Raw genomic sequence first — 16,176 nt, 5'->3', positions numbered from 1 at the left:
CCGCTGGCCCTGCTCGACGGCAAAGGCCCGAAAAAAGCCTGCCCGTTCTACTACCAACTCGACCACCTCGGCACCCCGCAAGAACTCACCGCCTACAGCGGCGAAATCGTCTGGTCGGCGCAGTACAGCGCCTACGGCAAAGTCAGCCAACTGACTCATGGCGGCGGCGAGCAACTGGAACAACCGCTGCGTTTTCAGGGGCAGTACTTCGACGCGGAAAGCGGCCTGCATTACAACCGGCATCGGTATTACCACCCGGACATCGGGCGTTATCTGACGCCGGATCCGCTGAAGCTGGCGGGTGGGTTGAATTCGTATCAGTACACGCGGAACCCGACGGGGTGGGTGGATCCGTTGGGGTTGAGCGGGAACTGTCCGGGGGCGAGTAAGCCGGGATGTTCGGTGCCGGATGAGCTGGGTGGGGCTAAGGTTGATGAAGGGGGGGGCGCGCAGCCGAAACCAAAAGCCCGTCCCCAAGATTTTGGTAGTGAAGAGAAACTTATTGGTCATTATAAAAAACACGGAGCTGAGTTCAGTGCTATGAGCAAAGAAGAGTATTTGTTGATAGCTCGTGACGTAGTAAATCAGGGCGCACGTGTGGAATATCAGTACAAAGGGGAGGTACGATTCGGGTATTTGCAGCTCATGGGAAATAATAGAAGGGGAGAGTCGAAATTTGCATTTGTTGGAACTAATAGCACCCAAGAGATTACGACGTTGCATACGAAAAGCGGGAAAGAGACCTGGAGAACATTGAATGGAGATGTGCGCGATAAAGTAGTGAGGCCGAAAAATGACTAGGAGGTATGTAGCGCTTGTGGTTTCGATTGACGAAATCGTCGAAGAAGAAGTCGTTCTCCTTATTGAAGACGTTGAGGTAAAGTGTTTTCTGAACTACTGCCCATCAAAAATTGAAGTGGGAAAGCAATACGAAGTCGAGTTGGAAATGGTGCTTCCGGACGAGGGCTTTGTTGTCGCAGCGGAGAAGCAAAAGCACACACTTGAAATGATCGGTGAAGGATTTTCATGCGTTCTATTTGGCTACTTGGACGGTAGTGTTTTTCGTTCGTTTGTTGACTTCGAGGATCAAGAAATTCACTTCGAGTATCCAGAACTAAATGAGCAGTACGTAAAAATTGCGGTGGATAGAATTGATGTGTCGTTCTGACGGATGTACGAAATTTCCGGGCAAGGTCTTCGGGAGATTCCTTGTGGGATGATATGAGTGGTAGGGCTAAACAGGTAGGCTATGTCAATTTTACGGACATGAGCGGTAAAAGTATTTTGAATAGCCATGGCGTGCCAATTAAAACCAGGCAATATAAATTTCACCCGAGGTGACGGGCTTGTCCTTATATTGCAGGATCATACTGCGGGCCATAAATTTTGTGCGAAAAATAATGAGGGTGATCAGGGGGCTCACTTCAATGTTCGGCCAGTTGGTGATGTTAGACACGGCAAGGTTAAGGGCACAAAGGAGCACTACCCATTTGGGAGGTAAGTGGTGAAATACTGGAATGATTTCGAAGGTAGTACTTTTTAATATGGTGTTTGGCGGGTTGATTGAGGTCGGTGAAATAAAATTGGTTTCAATGGTCATGGATAATGTTGGGTCAACGGTGACTTTGTCATTTAATATAAAAGAATTACCCGACAAACCCCCTCTAAAGTGGAGGTCAATAGAGTATAATGCTTGCCGTATTGGATTTGCGTGCGATGAGGTGAGTGAAATAAATGTGAAAAACCTCCCGGCAACTTCACTGATGAAAGTGAACATTGAACGGTATGATTCTCGGTTTCGAATATCGGTAGTGGCGGGAAATTCATCGATAGATTTTACTGCCGCTTACTTGAGGCTTGGTGATCCATCTGTTTACTTTGCTGATCATGTTTTTTGATATTTAAGGTGTTCTAGTTGTTGGTGCGTAGTTTGTTGCGAAACCCTACAGTTAATAAGCTGATATGGCTTGTGAGGTCTATTGTTTGATATGTTGACTTTGGGGTGATAGATGATTGATTTGACGTTTATCACTGGGGCAATTTTTTATGGTGAACTGTCTTTATTGAGAAGTGGCGGTTTGTTAGTATGTGTTGATTTTGAAAGAGGATGTGTTGCAAGCTGCGTATTTGTCATCAGTGCATGCTAGATGTCAGTGGGAATCCTTCCTCTGGTGTGGGTGGGGTTTTCAGATAAGGTTAATTAAGAACTATGATTGGGGCATTTAAAAGGCTGCCGTAATTGCACTGCTCATTTAGGAGTGAATTACTGCGCATAATAAAATTAATAGATTTTTAACTGGGTGCGGTGAATATTATAAGATGGTTAGGAAGTATGTGGCGCTTTTGCTGTCGGTTCACGAGTTCGTCGAAGAGGAAGTCGTTTTGCTCATTGGAAACGTCGTAGCCAAATGCTTTCTGAGTTACAGCCCATCAAAAATAGAGGTAGGAAAGCAATACGAAGTCGAATTCGAAATGATGCTTCCGGTCAAGACTCTTGTCATCCTTGCTGAAGAGACAAAGCTGGCAGTTGAAATGATTGGTGGCGGGTTTTCGTGTGTTCTTTTCGGGTATTTGGATGGTGGCCTCTTTCGCTCGTTTGTTGATTTCGACGATCAAGATATCCACTACGATTATCCAGAATTCAATGAACAATACGTAAGGATTACAGTGGAAAGAGTTAATGTGATTTTTGATTGGTGTCTGATATTTCTGGGTAAGATGTTCGGAAGGCTCTTTCAAAACGTGCCGGTCTCTATGAAAACTGCATATGCGAACTTTGTTTGATGAGAGATATATACAATATTGCAAGTATACGCGGTCTGCTATTTGTGTTTGATATCGAAAATGCAGACGATGACGCGAGAGAGGCGCTAATTGCGTCTAAGAATGTGAATGATGAGAAAGAACTCTCTGATTTGTTCGATTTGTTGCTGAAGCCAGAGTTTTTTGCCTGTGAACAGAAGGGTAGAGAAACGTTAATTAATACGGTTGCGTACTTTTTGAATAAAAATGACGATTTTGATCGGGTGTTTGAGCGAATGACTACCTACTTTGATGATGAAGTTGTGGATCAGGTGAAATTTATGAAGGTATTGCTGGTGTGTTTGCAGCGTTATCAAAAAGAAAGGTGATTGATCTTTCTTAAAGTGAGACTTTTATTTAGTGTTGTTTCGCTTTCTAGCCTTGAGAAGAAATGATGTTGCGAGATTCATTTGTAGATGAAAATTTCGAGCCGGACTTGATGTGGTTCGTTGGCGTATTCAATGTCTATGATCGCTAGGAAACTCGCCGTATGGAGCTTGAAGTCTATGATTTCGTCGAAAATCAAAGAATGTAAAAATGAAATTGGTGCGAGTGAAGGAAAGTTAAATCGCTGGATTCGAATTGAGTTAAGTACTGGAACGATCCACGGACACCCGATTTCAGATAGCGAATTTAGGAGGCTAAAAAAATGATTGATCTATCGTTCGTTAATGGAACGATTTCTCATGACGGTCTGTCTTTATTGCTAGATGGGGATTTATCTGCTCAACTCCTTGATCTGAAGGAGGATATGTTGCAGGTGGAGTACTCTTCATCATTTTTGCTTGATGTTGGTTGGTATCCTTCATTCGATCTTGATGGCCGTTCTCAAATTAGGGTCGTAAAGGATTATGACTGGAGTGATCTACTATTTTTTTTCGGAAGTGACCACAGTTTCTTTGCTAAAAAGGGAAATGGTTAGCGCGCAAATGTAATCGAAAGAGCTTCTAAGGAATGTGAGAAAAAGTAGAGTAAAAATAGAAAGGTGGCGTGATTGTATAGAAAATACTTCTGTGCGCGTTCTTCTGCCGAAAAAGAATGAAAGTGAGGATAGATAATATTGTTCGGATCGGCGAAGAGGTCCTTGTGATGCTTTCAACCGATTTCGGCAAAGCTTCTGCCGTTTGGTGCGGTGCACCACCAACAATAGGCGCTAGTCACGATGTTGAGCTAGAAATCGAGCAAAGCGTTGTTTGGGGGATGAGTGCGAGACCTGCATCAAATGATGGCTTCTCGATTGATATCGTGGATGGATTTATAAAATTAACGGGGAATATCGTCTCAGTCGATACCGAAGGAATGATGGTTTTTGACGTGGGTGGATCAGTTTTTTTTGTCGAGATAATAGGCTTTGCTGGAGCTATTCCGATGGTTGTTGATTTATATGTTGAGAAATTAGTTTTGTTTCCAACTGGTGTATGAGCGGAGGCTTTTGACGGATGTACGAAATTTCCGGGCAAGGTCTTCGGAAAACTCCTTCAAAACGTAGCGGTTTCCATGAACTGGTGCAGAGCAGACCTCATCGATAGTCTTTTGCATGTCACTGCAAATTGAGTGGCAGGGCGTGGAATCTGTGCCATTCCGTTGCGTGACGGCTGTGACATGCTGAATGTGATCGGGCAGAGGTTGCAGGTGGGGTCTGCGGGTTCTTAAGTATTTACGTCAATTGAACGGGCCTCATCGCGGGCAAGCCACGCTCACCACAGGTCTTGAGTCGATCACAGAATGTGTGATCAAAACCGAGCCTGTGGGAGCGTGGCTTGCCCGCGATGGCGTCGGCGCCGTCAGCGATGGCCTGCCAGCAATGTCGCTTCGTGTCCGGGCACCGCCAAGCTATCCATCACATGCACGCTATACCCCTGCACATTTTTCGCATGATGCTTGGCCTGTGACGCCAACTCCGCCAACTGACTCGCATCAAGTCGTTGACAAGCCTGCGGATGCAAATGCACCACGCCGATCGACAGCGATAGCAACGCAAATTCCTGGCGCTGGCCCTGGCGGTTCGGGGCGATGAAGCAACCGGCTTCCAGATGTTCGCTGCGGTAGAAGCGCCGGCATTGGCTCTGGAAGTCGTCGAGCAGTTGGTTCAAGCGTTTGCGCCAGTCTTCCGGGCCGAGCACGAGCAGGAAGTCGTCACCGCCGATATGGCCGACGAAGTCCCGGGACGGGTCGATGCGGTCGTTCAGGCATTGCGCCAGGCACAGCAGGACTTCGTCGCCGCGACCGTAGCCGTAGATGTCGTTAAAGGGTTTGAAGCTGTCGATGTCGACGTAGCAAATCACTGATTCCCGTTGCTGTTGCAACAGCCGCGTCAGGCATTGCTGGATCGGCACGTTGCCCGGCAGGAGGGTCAGCGGGTTGGCGTAGCGGGCCTGCTGGATTTTCAGTTCGGTAATCAATTTGAGTACATCAATCACTCGGCCGAGTCCCAGATAGCCACCGTTGAGGGTGATGATGAAATCCTCTTCGATGCGCTGGCGGGCGCGGCTGGTGATCAGGCGGCTGACTTGTTGCAGCGACTGGTTCAGCTCTACGGCGAGAAAGTCATCGTTCATCAGGCGGCTGATCGGCTTGCGGGCGAACAGGTCGGTGGCAAAGGGCTTGAGCAGGGCGTCCGAGAGCGAATGGCGGTGGACGATGCCGCACGGCTGGCCGAGCTCATCGAGTACCGCCAGCGAGTTCAGGTTGGATTGACGGCGAAAGGCTTCGAGCACGGTGGCGGTCGGGGTGTCGCGGTCGACGGCGGGTTGATCGTTCAGCAGGGCGCTGAGGTCGCTGCCTTCGTCGTTCAGCGCAACGGCGAAGCTGTCTTGTCGGGGCATCATGGCTCGGGCATCGCGTGGCGGATGTTCCTGTGGCCGGCAGAGCAAATACCCCTGAACCAGATCCACGCCCATCTCGGTCAACACTGCGAGCTCTTCGGGCAATTCGATGCCCTCGGCAATCACCTGTGCCCGCGATGCCCTGGCGATTTGCAGGATCGAACCGACGAATTCCCGTTTGAGTGCGTCCTGGTGAATGCCGTCGATGAAGTGCCGATCGATTTTCACATAGTCCGGCCGCAACTCGGACCACAAGCGCAGACTCGAATAGCCCGCGCCCAGATCATCCAGGGCGATGGAAAATCCCATCGCCCGGTAGTGATGCAGCGCAGTTTGCAGCAACTGGAAATCGTCGGTCGGTGTCTGTTCGGTCAGCTCGATCACGACCTGGCTTGGCGGGATACCGAAGTCTTGCAGAAGCTGCAGGGTTCGCCCCGGTTGGTGGGCCGCTTCGAGCAGGGATTCGGGGGATACGTTGAGGAACAGCTTGCCCGGAAGTTGCTGCTCATTGAACCGTCGGCACGCGCTCTCGCGACAGGCGATTTCCAGCTCGCTCAGGCGCCCGGCCTGTCGGGCGACGGCGAACAACGCGAGCGGGGAGTGCAGTGGGCTGTTGGACGGACCGCGACTGAGGGCTTCGTAGCCGAGAATTCGGCGTTCAGAGAGGCTGATGATCGGTTGGAACAGGCTGTGCAATCCGCCGTGAGTCAGGATTGAGCTCAAGGCACTCAGCTGTTCGGTGGTAGTCATGGCAATCTCTGGCGACAAAAAAAGGACTGGGCGTACCCTTGATTTCAAGAGCACGCCCAGTCCCGTATTTCACGACAGAATGATGACTATTTGATGACGCTCCGGGGAGCGTCAACATTAAATTGCCATTAGTGTTTCGCCACCGCCGTATTGAGTTTCAGGTAGTCCAACAGAATCCGCCCGGTTTCGCTCAGGTAGGCATCATCTTCCGGCTTGGTCTTGTCATCCTCGGCCGCGAGAGCGTCCTCGTCTTCTTTCTTCAGCTCTTTGAGCGGTTCTTCGCCCTTGGCCTTGCGACGGATGTTTTCCATGGCCAGTTGCTTGGCTTCGATGTCCGCGTGCTGGGCACGACGTTCGGCTTCATTGAGGCTGACGGTTTTCTCGGACATCAGCTTCTGCGCCAGTGCCAGTTTGTCGCGGATGAACACGAACTCCGCGTCCTTGGCTGTACGTACGTCATGCTCGGATTTGAGCTGCAAAAGGTACGGTTTGAACGGATCGGCCGCTGGCTTGATGGCTGCGCGGATGGTGTCCCACGGCATGGCTTCCGGCAGGGCACTTTCACCGATTTCCTTGGTGTCGATAATCGACGGGTAGTCGATGTCCGGCAGGACGCCCTGATGCTGGGTGCTCTGGCCGGAAACCCGGTAGAACTTGGCCAGCGTCAGCTTCAGTTCGCCATGGTTCAGCGGCTGAATGGTCTGCACGGTGCCTTTGCCGAAGGTCTGGCCGCCGATGATCAAAGCGCGGTGATAGTCCTGCATGGCGCCGGCGAAAATCTCCGAAGCCGATGCGGACAAGCGGTTGACCAGCAACGCCATCGGGCCTTTGTAGAACGCACCCGGGTTTTCATCTTCCAGTACGTCGACGCGGCCATCGGCGTTACGCACGAGCACGGTCGGCCCTTTGTCGATGAACAGGCTCGTCAGCTCGGTGGCCTCTTGCAAGGAACCGCCACCGTTGTTGCGCAGGTCGATGACGACGCCGTCGACTTTGTCTTTCTGCAACTCGGTCAGCAGCTTCTTGACGTCGCGAGTGGTGCTCTTGTAATCCGGATCGCCAGCGCGGAAGGCCTTGAAGTCCAGGTAGAAGGCCGGAATCTCGATGACCCCGAGCTTGTAGTCCTTGCCGTCCTGTTTCAGGTTCAGCACCGACTTCTTCACAGCCTGGTCTTCAAGCTTCACCGCTTCGCGGGTGATCGGCACGATCTTGGACGTCTGGTCGTTCGGCGCATTGCTGGCCGGGATGACTTCCAGACGGACCACGGTGCCTTTCGGGCCACGGATCAGCTTGACCACTTCGTCCAGACGCCAGCCGACCACATCGACCATCTCTTTGTTGCCCTGGGCAACGCCGATGATCTTGTCGGCCGGTGCAACCTGCTTGGTCTTGTCGGCCGGACCTGCCGGCACCAGGCGCACGACTTTCACCTGGTCGTTATCGCTCTGCAACACGGCGCCGATGCCCTCCAGGGACAGGCTCATGTTGATGTCGAAGTTTTCCGCGTTATCCGGCGACAGATAGTTGGTGTGCGGGTCGTAGGACATGGCGAAGGTGTTGATGTACGCCTGGAAGATGTCTTCCGCGCGGGTCTGGTCCAGGCGCGCCAACTGATTCTTGTAGCGCTTGGTCAGGGTTTCCTGGATCTGCTTGGAGTCTTTGCCGGCGATCTTCATGCGCAGGACTTCGTCCTTGACGCGTTTGCGCCACAGGTCATCGAGTTCTGCGGTGGACTTGAGCCACGAAGCGTCCTTGCGGTCGATCAGCAAGGTTTCCTTGGCGGTGAAGTCGATCTTGTCGACGCCTTTGTTCAGCTCGGCAAGGGCGAAGTCCAGACGCGCTTTGACGCGGTCCAGATAGCGCTTGTAGATGGTGAAGCCGGCGTTGAGGTCGCCACTTTTGAGGAAGTCGTCGAACTGCGTCTTCCACTTATCGAATTCGGCAATGTCGCTGGCCATGAAGTAGCTGCGCGACGGATCCAGCAGCTTGAGGTAGCTGTCGTAGATGATCACCGAGCGCGCATCATCGAGTGGCGGCTTGCTGTAGTGGTGGCGCTTGAGCAACTCCACGACGTTCAGGCTGGCGATCACTTCGTCACGATCGGGTTGAAGCTTGTCCCAGCTATTGGCTGCGAATGTATTGCTCGACAACGGCAGCAAGCCGATGCCAATGAATAGGGCGAGTGCGGTGCTGGGGAACAAATGCTTCATGCTGATTCGACGCGGGGACAATTGATAACGCATATTAGGCCGTCTTTGAAGTCGCCGGTTCTTTGGGAGCCGGTCGCATAATGCAAAAAGCCCGGCGCTACAGCTTCGGGCTCAGTCCAGACTCACTATGGAGGCACTGTGAAAGCATTGCAAGGCGTTGACGGTCAAGTGGTGTGGGTTGAAGAGCCGAGTCCTACGTGCGATGTAGGGCAAGTTCGCATCCGAGTGTCGGCAGCGGGTCTCAATCGCGCCGATTTGTTGCAGAAAGCGGGCCTATATCCGCCGCCGCCAGGGGCTAGCCAAGTGCTCGGCCTAGAGTGTTCCGGTGTGATCAGTGAAGTCGGCCCAGGCTCCTCGTGGAAGGTGGGCGATCGGGTTTGTGCCTTGCTGGCCGGGGGCGGGATGGCCGAAGAGGTGGTTGTCGACGGACGGCATGTACTGCCGGTTCCCGATGGGCTGTCGTTAGTTGAGGCCGCCGCATTGCCCGAGGTTTATGCAACAGTCTGGCTGAATTTGTTTCAATTGGCTGCGCTCAAACCGGGTCAGAAAGTTCTCCTGCATGCCGGGGCAAGTGGAATCGGTTCAGCTGCCATTCAGCTGTGCAAGGCGTTTGGTAACCCGTGCTGGGTCAGCGTCGGGTCCGCTGAGCGTCTGGCGTATTGCGAAGCGCTGGGGGCGCAGGGCGGTGTGGTGCGTAACGGCGACCTGGAGAGCCTGAGGGATCTGGGCCCCTTCGATGTGATTCTCGACCCGGTGGGTGGTAATTACGCGGCGTTGAACCTCAAGCTGCTGGCCCAGGACGGGCGTTGGGTGCTGATTGGATTGATGGGCGGGCGTGAGGCCAAACTCGATCTGGCCCAGGTGCTGGCCAAACGTGTGCAGTTGCTGGGCTCAACCCTGCGCAGTCGTGATGATCAGTTCAAGGCAGATCTGTTCAGTGATTTGAGCCAGCATGTCTGGCCGCTGTTTGCCGAAGGGCGATTGAGTCCGCAGTTGGCCAAGACTTTTTCGATCAAGGATGCAGAGGCCGCGTTTGCCGAGCTGGCGAGTAACAACGTGGCGGGGAAAGTGGTGTTGGTGATTGATGAAAGCCTGAGCTGACAACACCGGACCTGTAGGAGCGCGGCTTGCCCGCGAAGGCGTCGTGTCAGTCAATGGATCGTTGAATGACACACCGCATTCGCTGGCAAGCCAGCTCCTACAGGGTTCAGGTTACTTCCAGTGATGGATCGGCCAGCCAGCTTTTTCGGCGTGCTCAAGCAACACCGGATCCGGGTTGACCACGTGCGGGTAATCCACCTTCAGCAACAGCGGCAGATCATTGCGTGAGTCGGAATAGAAACTCGCGCCTTCGAGGTTTTCCTCTTCTGCATCCAGCCACGCCAGCAAGCGGGTGATCTTGCCTTCGCGGTAGGTCAGGGTGCCAACGGTATGGCCGCTGTAAACGCCATGAGCCACTTCCAGTTCGATGCCGAGAATCTCGTCGATGCCCAGGCGCTCGGCGATGGGGCCGACCAGGTGGGTACCCGAAGCGGAGATCACCAAAATCCGGTCGCCAGCCTTGCGGTGCGCGGCGATGGTTTTGGTCGCGTCGCTGAAAATGATCGGCTCGATGTAGTCCTCCACCCACGGACCCACCAAGTGCGCGACCTCCTCAGGCGTACGACCAATCAACGGTTCCAGGCTGAAGGCCATGTAGTCCTCCATGGCCAGATGGCCCCTGCCGTAGGCATCCATCAATTCCTTGTCGCGACGCAGGAACGATTCGCCATCGACCCAGCCGAGGCGGACCATTTGCTCGCTCCACAGTGAGGCGCAGTCGCCGTGGATCAGGGTTTCGTCCAGATCAAAAATTGCCAGGGCCATCAGTGCGGTTCTCTCTTCAGCGTCAGCAAAGTCATCAGGCTACCTCACACAGGGCGGTCGGATCGATGGAAAGCGCCAGCCGCTGACCATCGGGATGCAGGTCGGCCGCCGAGCGGTTCAGCACATCCACGACCAGTTCCACGCCCCGGGCTTCGACCCGGTAGCGAATCACGTTGCCCAGCAAGCTGTGGCTTCGCACTTGCGCGTCCAGTTCGCCGTTGAGGCTCAACTCGATGGCCTCCGGGCGAATGGCGATGCGCTTGCTGATCGGTCGCTGCAACAGTTTCGAGGCACTGTCGGCATCCAGCAGGTTGTAGTTGCCGATGAAGCCGGCGGCGAACACATCCACGGGGGCGGTGTAGAGGGTTTCGGCGTCACCGCTTTGTACGATTTTTCCCTGATTCATCAGGAAAATCCGGTCAGACATGGTCAGGGCTTCTTCCTGATCGTGTGTGACGAAAATCGTGGTCAGGCCCAGTTCGCGCTGAATCTGACGGATCTGTTCGCGCAGGTGCTTGCGAATCCGCGCGTCCAGGGCCGACAGCGGCTCATCCAGCAGTAACAGGCGTGGCCGGGTCACCAGGGAGCGGGCGAGGGCGACGCGCTGGCACTGACCGCCCGAGAGCTGATGCGGGTAGCGCGCGGCAAAGTCATTGAGCTCCACCAGCTTCAGCACTTCGGCGACGCGTTTCTGGCTGTCATCGGCATTGACCTTTTGCATGCGCAGGCCGAACGCGACGTTCTGTTCCACCGTCATGTTGGGAAACAGCGCATAGCTCTGGAAGACCATGCCGATCCCGCGTTTCTGCGGGCTCACGGGCACGAGATCGACGCCATCGAGCAGGATCTTGCCGCCATCTACCGACGTCAGGCCGGCGATACAGCGCAGCAGGGTGGATTTACCGCAGCCGGACGGGCCGAGCAGGGTGACGAACTCGCCTTTCTGGATTTCGCAATTGATGTCGCTGAACACCGTGGTGCCCGCGAAGCTTTTCTGAAGATGTTGGACGCTGACATAGCTCATTCGCTTTTGTCCCTGTTCAAGATATTGGCGATCCAGGTCAGAACCAGCACAAAGAAGAAGTAGGAAATCACCAGCGCACTGGTGAAATGACCGCTGCTGTTGCGCATGTTGTTGAGGTAGACCTGCAGGGTTTCGTAGCGGGTGCCGACGAGGATGTTGGCGAACACGAATTCACCGAACAGGAACGAGAACGACAGCAGCAACGCGACCATCAGGCCCTTGCGCAAATTCGGCAACACCACCAGGAAAGCCGCTTGAAAGGTGCTGGCACCGAGCAATTGGGCGGCGTCCATCAGGTCACGCAGGTTGATCGCTTGCAGGTTGTTGGTGATCGCCCGGTACATGAACGGCAGCGCTACGGTGAAGTAGCAACCGATCAGGATCCACGGCGTTCCGACCATGGCGAACGGCCCTGAACCATAGAGCTGCAACAGCCCCACCGACGACACCACCGGCGGCACGGCGAAGGGCAGCAGAATGAGGATGTTCATCAGCGCGTCGAGTTTCGGGAAGTGGTAATGCACCACGAACAGCAGCGGCAAAATCAGCACCACCGACAGCACCAGCGAGCCGACGCAGACCAGCAACGACTGCCCGAAGGCATTTAGAAAACGCGGATCGCTCCACAGCTGGATGTACCACTTGAAGGTGAAACCGCTGGGCAGGACGGTCGCCGACCAACTGCTGGAGATCGAGTAGATCAACGTCCCGAGCAGTGGCAACAGCAGGATCGCAAACAGTACATACACCACGACGCGGTGGTAGACGCCGACAGGCCCCAGTTCAGCGCGAGACATTGTAGCTCCTCTTCAACAACAGTTGATGCACGATGGTCACCAGGGTCATCAACGCCACCAGTACCACCGCCAGGGCGCTGGCCAGGTTCGGATCCAGGGAAATATCACCCGAGACCATCGCCGCGATACGGATCGGCAGCACGTTGAAGTTGCCGGTGGTCAGGGCGTACACCGTGGCGTAGGCGCCGAGGGCGTTGGCCAGCAGGATCACGAAGGTGCCGAGCAACGCCGGGGTCAGCACCGGCAACCCGATGTGCCGCCAGAACTGCCAGCCGCTGGCACCGAGCAGCGCGGCGGATTCGCGCCAGTCTTCACGCAGGGCATCGAAGGCTGGATAGAGCAACAGCACACCGAGGGGGATCTGGAAGTAGGTGTAGAGAATGATCAGCCCGGTTTTCGAATACAGGTTGAAATCCTGAATGATCCCGGCCTGTTTGAGCATGATGGTGAAGCTGCCGTTGAAGCCGAGCAGAATGATGAACGCGAAAGCCAGGGGCACGCCGGCGAAGTTGCTGGTCATGTTGGCGAAGGCGTTGACGAAGTTGCGCAGCTTCGAATCGACCCGGCGCAGGGAATACGCGCCGAGTACGGCAATGATGATGCCGAACACGCTGGACCAGAAACTGATCTCAAGGCTGTACTGGATCGCTTGCAGGTAAAACTTCGAGCTGAAGATCTTGGTGAAGTTGCCCAGGCCCCAGCCGAACTCTTCCGATTGCAGGCTGTTGATCATCACCCAGATCAACGGGGCAATTTCGAACACGATGAAGAACAGTGCGAAAGGTACCAGGCACAGGGCTGCCAACCATTTGCTGCGGATCATGGGACTCACTTCAACAGCTCCCGGCAGGCCGGTTTGTCGTGGGGCACGCCCAGCAACTCGCAGACGGTGCCGCAGATGTCGGTCTGTTTCGGAGCAGCCCCGGCATCGAAACTGAAGGCGTCACCGAGGACGAACAGCGGCACTTCACGTTCCTCCGGGAGCAAGCCGTTGTGTGACCGGTCGTTGTTCATGCCGTGGTCGGCGGTCACCAAGACCTGATAACCGGCGTCAAGCCAGCCTTGCAGGTAGTCAGCCAGGATAATGTCGGCCGAACGGGCACTGTTGCGGTACTGCGGGGTGTCGAGACCGTGCTTGTGCCCGGCGTCGTCGATGTTCATCGGGTGGATCAGCAAGAAGTTCGGTACATGGCGCAGGCGCAGGTTTTCGGCGTCGGCGAACAGGTGGGAATCCGGGTAGTGATCGTTCCAGTAGAAATGCCCGTGCTGGATCGGCAGTGTCGGGTCGTCGGTGTGACGATCGCGAGCGGCCACGAAGGGCGACCGGTTATACAGCTCGCTGACCCAGTGATAGGCCGCCGCCGCAGTCGTCAGACCGGCCTCGGTGGCGTAGTGATAGATGCTGCGCTGATTGGACAGACGCGAGACCTGGTTGTGGACGATGCCGCTGTCGATCGGCGTGACGCCGGTGAGGATGCATTCGTACAGCGGTCGCGACAGGGCCGGCAGTTCGCATTGCAGTTTGTAGAGCGCTGCGCGTCCTGCGCCGACGTAGGCCTGCAGGTGTCCCATGGCGTGGCGGGCGACCTCGTAGTTGAGGCCGTCGAGCACGACAAGGATGACGTTGTGCTTCATGGGGAATGGGACTCCGCAAAACGTGAAAAATCGTCAAGCCTGTAGGAGCCGGCTTGCTGGCGAATGCATCGCCGCGGTGATCAAACAGACCGCAGTGTCTGGATCGCCAGCAAGCCGGCTCCTACAGATGCAGCATTACTGCATGTTGATAATGACTTCTTCCTGCCACTTCTGAGGAAGGGCCTTGGAGGTCTTTTCCCATGCGTCTGCGTCTTTGATCGGCGTCACGTTTTTGTACTGCTCGTTCGGCAGCAGCTTGGACTTCACTTCGTCCGGCAGCGTGACGTGGTCGGCCCGAATCGGACGGGCATTGCCTTTGGCCAGGTTGATCTGGCCGGCGTCGCTGAAGATGTATTCGCGGGTCAGCTTGGCGGCGTTCGGGTTTTTTGCGTATTTGTTGATGATGGTGGTGTAGCCGGAAATGACCGAACCATCGGACGGGATCAGCACCATATAGTCATCAGGATTGGCCATCTTGGCCTTGTAGCTCAAGCCGTTGAAGTCCCAGACCACGCCGACTTCGATTTCGCCTTTTTCCATGGTGGCGATGGTCGGGTTGGCCATCGACAGGCGACCTTGCTTGGCGATGTCAGCGAACATCAGCAGGGCGGGCTGGACATTCTTCTCGTCACCGCCGTTGGCCAGCGCCGCGGCCAGAACACCGTTGGCCGCTTGTGCGGAGGTGCTCACGTCACCGATGGATACTTTGTATTTGCCGGTCTTGATATCGGCCCATTTGGTCGGCGCTTCGGAACCGTGCAGCAACTTCTTGTTGATGATGAACGCGATGCTGCCGGTATAGGCCAGTGCCCAGTTACCGTCCTTGTCCTTGGCCCAGGCCGGAATCTGATCCCATGTCGAAGGCTTGTAGGGCTGGACCACGCCTTGCTTGACCGCGATCGGGCCAAACGCTGCACCCACGTCACCGATGTCGGCGCTGGCGTTGTCTTTTTCGGCGGCGAACTTGGCGATTTCCTGGGCCGAGCTCATGTCGGTGTCGATGTGCTTGAGGCCGTACTTGTCGCTCAGGTCTTTCCAGGTTCCGGCCCAGTTGGCCCAGTTGTCAGGCATGCCGATGCTGTTGACGGCGCCTTCCGCTTTCGCAGCGGCTTCCAGGGTTTTGAGGTCATCTGCCGCCATGGCGGCGGTGCACATTGCGATGGTCGAGCCTAACAGTGATGCCAGGAAAAGCTTTTTCATTCCGAAGCTCCTTGGGTCGTGTTCAACGCTGTGATTGCGGTTTGTGTTGGTCTAGGTCAGCAATACCTGAGCCAATCTAAGGGGGCTGGATGACACTTTGATGTCGCTCTTCACCCGGCAGGCGTCTTTGACGTCCGGTATCACTGGGGGCCAGGTAAGCGTAGACCATGGCCAAGGCCCCGGAGTACAAGGGACTTGGCCGATGTCTTGCAGACCGTTAACGCGACCGTTCAGCGGCTTTGTCATCTATCGGTCATCTGCACTGCCTACGCTTGCACGCTATTGATTGAACCCGTTTGCAGTGCGGTTCTGCCCCGAAACAGTGCTGGTCTAGTCCAGGAAGGTAACGTTGATGCGCGATGAGGCAACAAAAGCGGTGACAGCCATCGGCCAGGTGCTTCAGGAACAGCTCGTCCATGGTTTGCTGACGCCCGGCAGCAAGTTGCCGGCTGAGCGCAAACTCAGTGAGTTGTTCGGCACCACGCGCATTACCGTGCGCGAAGCGTTGTTGCAGTTGGAATCGCAAGGGCAGATTTATCGCGAAGAGCGCCGCGGCTGGTTCGTGTCGCCACCGCGCCTGGCGTACAACCTGATGCAACGCAGCCACTTTCACGCGATGGTCAGTGCGCAAGGGCGGGAGCCGTCTACGGAGGTGATTTCGGCACGCTTGCAGCCAGCGTCGGCGGCAGTCTGTGCCTGGCTGCAATTGCCGGCGCTGTCGAGCGTGATCCAGATCTGCCGTTCACGGCGAATTGACGGCAGACTGGTGCTGTATGTGGAGCACTACCTCAATCCGCAGTACTTTCCGGGGATTCTCGATTTCGACTTGAATCAGTCGATTACCGAACTGTATGCGCGGCACTACGATCTGCATTACGGCCGGGTGCGGTTTGAAATTGTGCCGACGGCGTTGTCGGTGGACGCGGCGGCGGCATTGAAAGTATCGGTCGGTAGCCCGGGATTACAGATTGCCCGGGTCAACTATGACCAGCATGAACGCTTGATCGACTGCGACCTGGAGTTCTGGCGGCATGATGCGATTCATGTCGGCGTCGATGTGGTCTGAC

The 16,176-nt window shown here is 55.2% G+C and carries 18 protein-coding genes; 10 read left to right on the top strand and 8 right to left on the bottom strand.

Going from position 1 to position 16,176, the window contains the following annotated elements; all coding sequences use genetic code 11:
* The 8 genes from CKW19_RS19110 to CKW19_RS19075 form a co-directional block, all read left to right on the top strand.
* The coding region (locus tag CKW19_RS19110) for an RHS repeat domain-containing protein (protein ID WP_177408834.1) at nt 1–801 on the top strand (801 nt) is incomplete at its 5' end.
* Between the two features lie 16 nt (nt 802–817).
* Nucleotides 818–1,168 (top strand): hypothetical protein, encoded by a 351-nt coding sequence (locus CKW19_RS19105; RefSeq protein WP_256580356.1) that lies wholly within the window; start codon nt 818–820, stop codon nt 1,166–1,168.
* Between the two features lie 126 nt (nt 1,169–1,294).
* A complete protein-coding gene (locus CKW19_RS29580) occupies nt 1,295–1,501 on the top strand; it encodes an HNH/endonuclease VII fold putative polymorphic toxin (RefSeq protein ID WP_095059351.1) in 207 nt (68 codons plus the stop codon).
* 16 nt (nt 1,502–1,517) lie between these two features.
* A complete protein-coding gene (locus tag CKW19_RS29575; RefSeq protein ID WP_095059349.1) occupies nt 1,518–1,898 on the top strand; it encodes an Imm50 family immunity protein in 381 nt (126 codons plus the stop codon).
* A 436-nt stretch (nt 1,899–2,334) separates the two neighbouring features.
* A complete protein-coding gene (locus CKW19_RS19090) occupies nt 2,335–2,784 on the top strand; it encodes a hypothetical protein (protein WP_177408833.1) in 450 nt (149 codons plus the stop codon).
* 44 nt (nt 2,785–2,828) lie between these two features.
* On the top strand, nt 2,829–3,131 hold the full coding sequence (locus CKW19_RS19085; RefSeq protein ID WP_371856351.1) for a hypothetical protein: 303 nt from the start codon (nt 2,829–2,831) through the stop codon (nt 3,129–3,131).
* A 320-nt stretch (nt 3,132–3,451) separates the two neighbouring features.
* Nucleotides 3,452–3,724, top strand: coding sequence for a hypothetical protein (locus CKW19_RS19080; RefSeq protein WP_095059345.1), 273 nt, complete (start codon nt 3,452–3,454; stop codon nt 3,722–3,724).
* Between the two features lie 164 nt (nt 3,725–3,888).
* Nucleotides 3,889–4,224 (top strand): hypothetical protein, encoded by a 336-nt coding sequence (locus tag CKW19_RS19075; RefSeq protein WP_143498465.1) that lies wholly within the window; start codon nt 3,889–3,891, stop codon nt 4,222–4,224.
* A 362-nt stretch (nt 4,225–4,586) separates the two neighbouring features.
* On the opposite strand, the gene CKW19_RS19070 is transcribed toward CKW19_RS19075, so the two are convergent.
* A complete protein-coding gene (locus CKW19_RS19070; protein WP_095059341.1) occupies nt 4,587–6,377 on the bottom strand; it encodes a bifunctional diguanylate cyclase/phosphodiesterase in 1,791 nt (596 codons plus the stop codon).
* Nucleotides 6,378–6,505: 128 nt separating this feature from the next.
* Nucleotides 6,506–8,587 carry a carboxy terminal-processing peptidase gene (locus CKW19_RS19065; protein WP_177408836.1) on the bottom strand — a complete coding sequence of 694 codons (2,082 nt, stop codon included), beginning with the start codon at nt 8,585–8,587 and terminating at the stop codon, nt 6,506–6,508.
* A gap of 138 nt (nt 8,588–8,725) precedes the next feature.
* On the opposite strand from CKW19_RS19065, the gene CKW19_RS19060 reads away from it, so the two are divergent.
* Entirely contained in the window at nt 8,726–9,688 is a 963-nt protein-coding gene (locus CKW19_RS19060; RefSeq protein WP_095059338.1) for a zinc-binding dehydrogenase, read from the top strand.
* Nucleotides 9,689–9,799: 111 nt separating this feature from the next.
* On the opposite strand, the gene CKW19_RS19055 is transcribed toward CKW19_RS19060, so the two are convergent.
* The 6 genes from CKW19_RS19055 to CKW19_RS19030 form a co-directional block, all read right to left on the bottom strand.
* Nucleotides 9,800–10,453, bottom strand: coding sequence for an HAD family phosphatase (locus CKW19_RS19055; RefSeq protein ID WP_095059336.1), 654 nt, complete (start codon nt 10,451–10,453; stop codon nt 9,800–9,802).
* 34 nt (nt 10,454–10,487) lie between these two features.
* Nucleotides 10,488–11,477, bottom strand: coding sequence for an ABC transporter ATP-binding protein (locus tag CKW19_RS19050; protein WP_095059334.1), 990 nt, complete (start codon nt 11,475–11,477; stop codon nt 10,488–10,490).
* Nucleotides 11,474–12,274 (bottom strand): ABC transporter permease, encoded by an 801-nt coding sequence (locus CKW19_RS19045; protein ID WP_095059332.1) that lies wholly within the window; start codon nt 12,272–12,274, stop codon nt 11,474–11,476. The genes CKW19_RS19050 and CKW19_RS19045 overlap by 4 nt, the downstream gene beginning before the upstream one ends.
* Nucleotides 12,261–13,097 carry an ABC transporter permease gene (locus CKW19_RS19040; protein WP_371856308.1) on the bottom strand — a complete coding sequence of 279 codons (837 nt, stop codon included), beginning with the start codon at nt 13,095–13,097 and terminating at the stop codon, nt 12,261–12,263. The genes CKW19_RS19045 and CKW19_RS19040 overlap by 14 nt, the downstream gene beginning before the upstream one ends.
* Before the next feature lie 5 nt (nt 13,098–13,102).
* Entirely contained in the window at nt 13,103–13,909 is an 807-nt protein-coding gene (locus CKW19_RS19035; RefSeq protein WP_095059328.1) for an alkaline phosphatase family protein, read from the bottom strand.
* 135 nt (nt 13,910–14,044) lie between these two features.
* A complete protein-coding gene (locus tag CKW19_RS19030) occupies nt 14,045–15,109 on the bottom strand; it encodes an ABC transporter substrate-binding protein (protein WP_095059326.1) in 1,065 nt (354 codons plus the stop codon).
* Between the two features lie 352 nt (nt 15,110–15,461).
* Here CKW19_RS19030 and CKW19_RS19025 point away from each other — a divergent pair, with 352 nt between their 5' ends.
* A complete protein-coding gene (locus CKW19_RS19025; protein ID WP_095059324.1) occupies nt 15,462–16,175 on the top strand; it encodes a UTRA domain-containing protein in 714 nt (237 codons plus the stop codon).
* Nucleotide 16,176: the final 1 nt, after the last annotated feature.

The organism is Pseudomonas sp. Irchel s3f7 (assembly GCF_900187615.1).
Classification (GTDB): domain Bacteria; phylum Pseudomonadota; class Gammaproteobacteria; order Pseudomonadales; family Pseudomonadaceae; genus Aquipseudomonas.
The sequence above is the reverse complement of the archived record's forward strand: the minus strand, read 5'-3'. Positions and strand labels throughout refer to the sequence as shown.

Coding starts and splice junctions, on each gene's coding strand:
- CKW19_RS29580 (WP_095059351.1), top strand. CDS start 1,295: ATGGCGTGCCAATTAAAACCAGGCAATATAAATTTCACCCGAGGTGAC.
- CKW19_RS29575 (WP_095059349.1), top strand. CDS start 1,518: ATGATTTCGAAGGTAGTACTTTTTAATATGGTGTTTGGCGGGTTGATT.
- CKW19_RS19080 (WP_095059345.1), top strand. CDS start 3,452: ATGATTGATCTATCGTTCGTTAATGGAACGATTTCTCATGACGGTCTG.
- CKW19_RS19070 (WP_095059341.1), bottom strand. CDS start 6,377: ATGACTACCACCGAACAGCTGAGTGCCTTGAGCTCAATCCTGACTCAC.
- CKW19_RS19065 (WP_177408836.1), bottom strand. CDS start 8,587: ATGAAGCATTTGTTCCCCAGCACCGCACTCGCCCTATTCATTGGCATC.
- CKW19_RS19055 (WP_095059336.1), bottom strand. CDS start 10,453: ATGGCCCTGGCAATTTTTGATCTGGACGAAACCCTGATCCACGGCGAC.
- CKW19_RS19050 (WP_095059334.1), bottom strand. CDS start 11,477: ATGAGCTATGTCAGCGTCCAACATCTTCAGAAAAGCTTCGCGGGCACC.
- CKW19_RS19045 (WP_095059332.1), bottom strand. CDS start 12,274: ATGTCTCGCGCTGAACTGGGGCCTGTCGGCGTCTACCACCGCGTCGTG.
- CKW19_RS19040 (WP_371856308.1), bottom strand. CDS start 13,097: ATGATCCGCAGCAAATGGTTGGCAGCCCTGTGCCTGGTACCTTTCGCA.
- CKW19_RS19035 (WP_095059328.1), bottom strand. CDS start 13,909: ATGAAGCACAACGTCATCCTTGTCGTGCTCGACGGCCTCAACTACGAG.
- CKW19_RS19030 (WP_095059326.1), bottom strand. CDS start 15,109: ATGAAAAAGCTTTTCCTGGCATCACTGTTAGGCTCGACCATCGCAATG.
- CKW19_RS19025 (WP_095059324.1), top strand. CDS start 15,462: ATGCGCGATGAGGCAACAAAAGCGGTGACAGCCATCGGCCAGGTGCTT.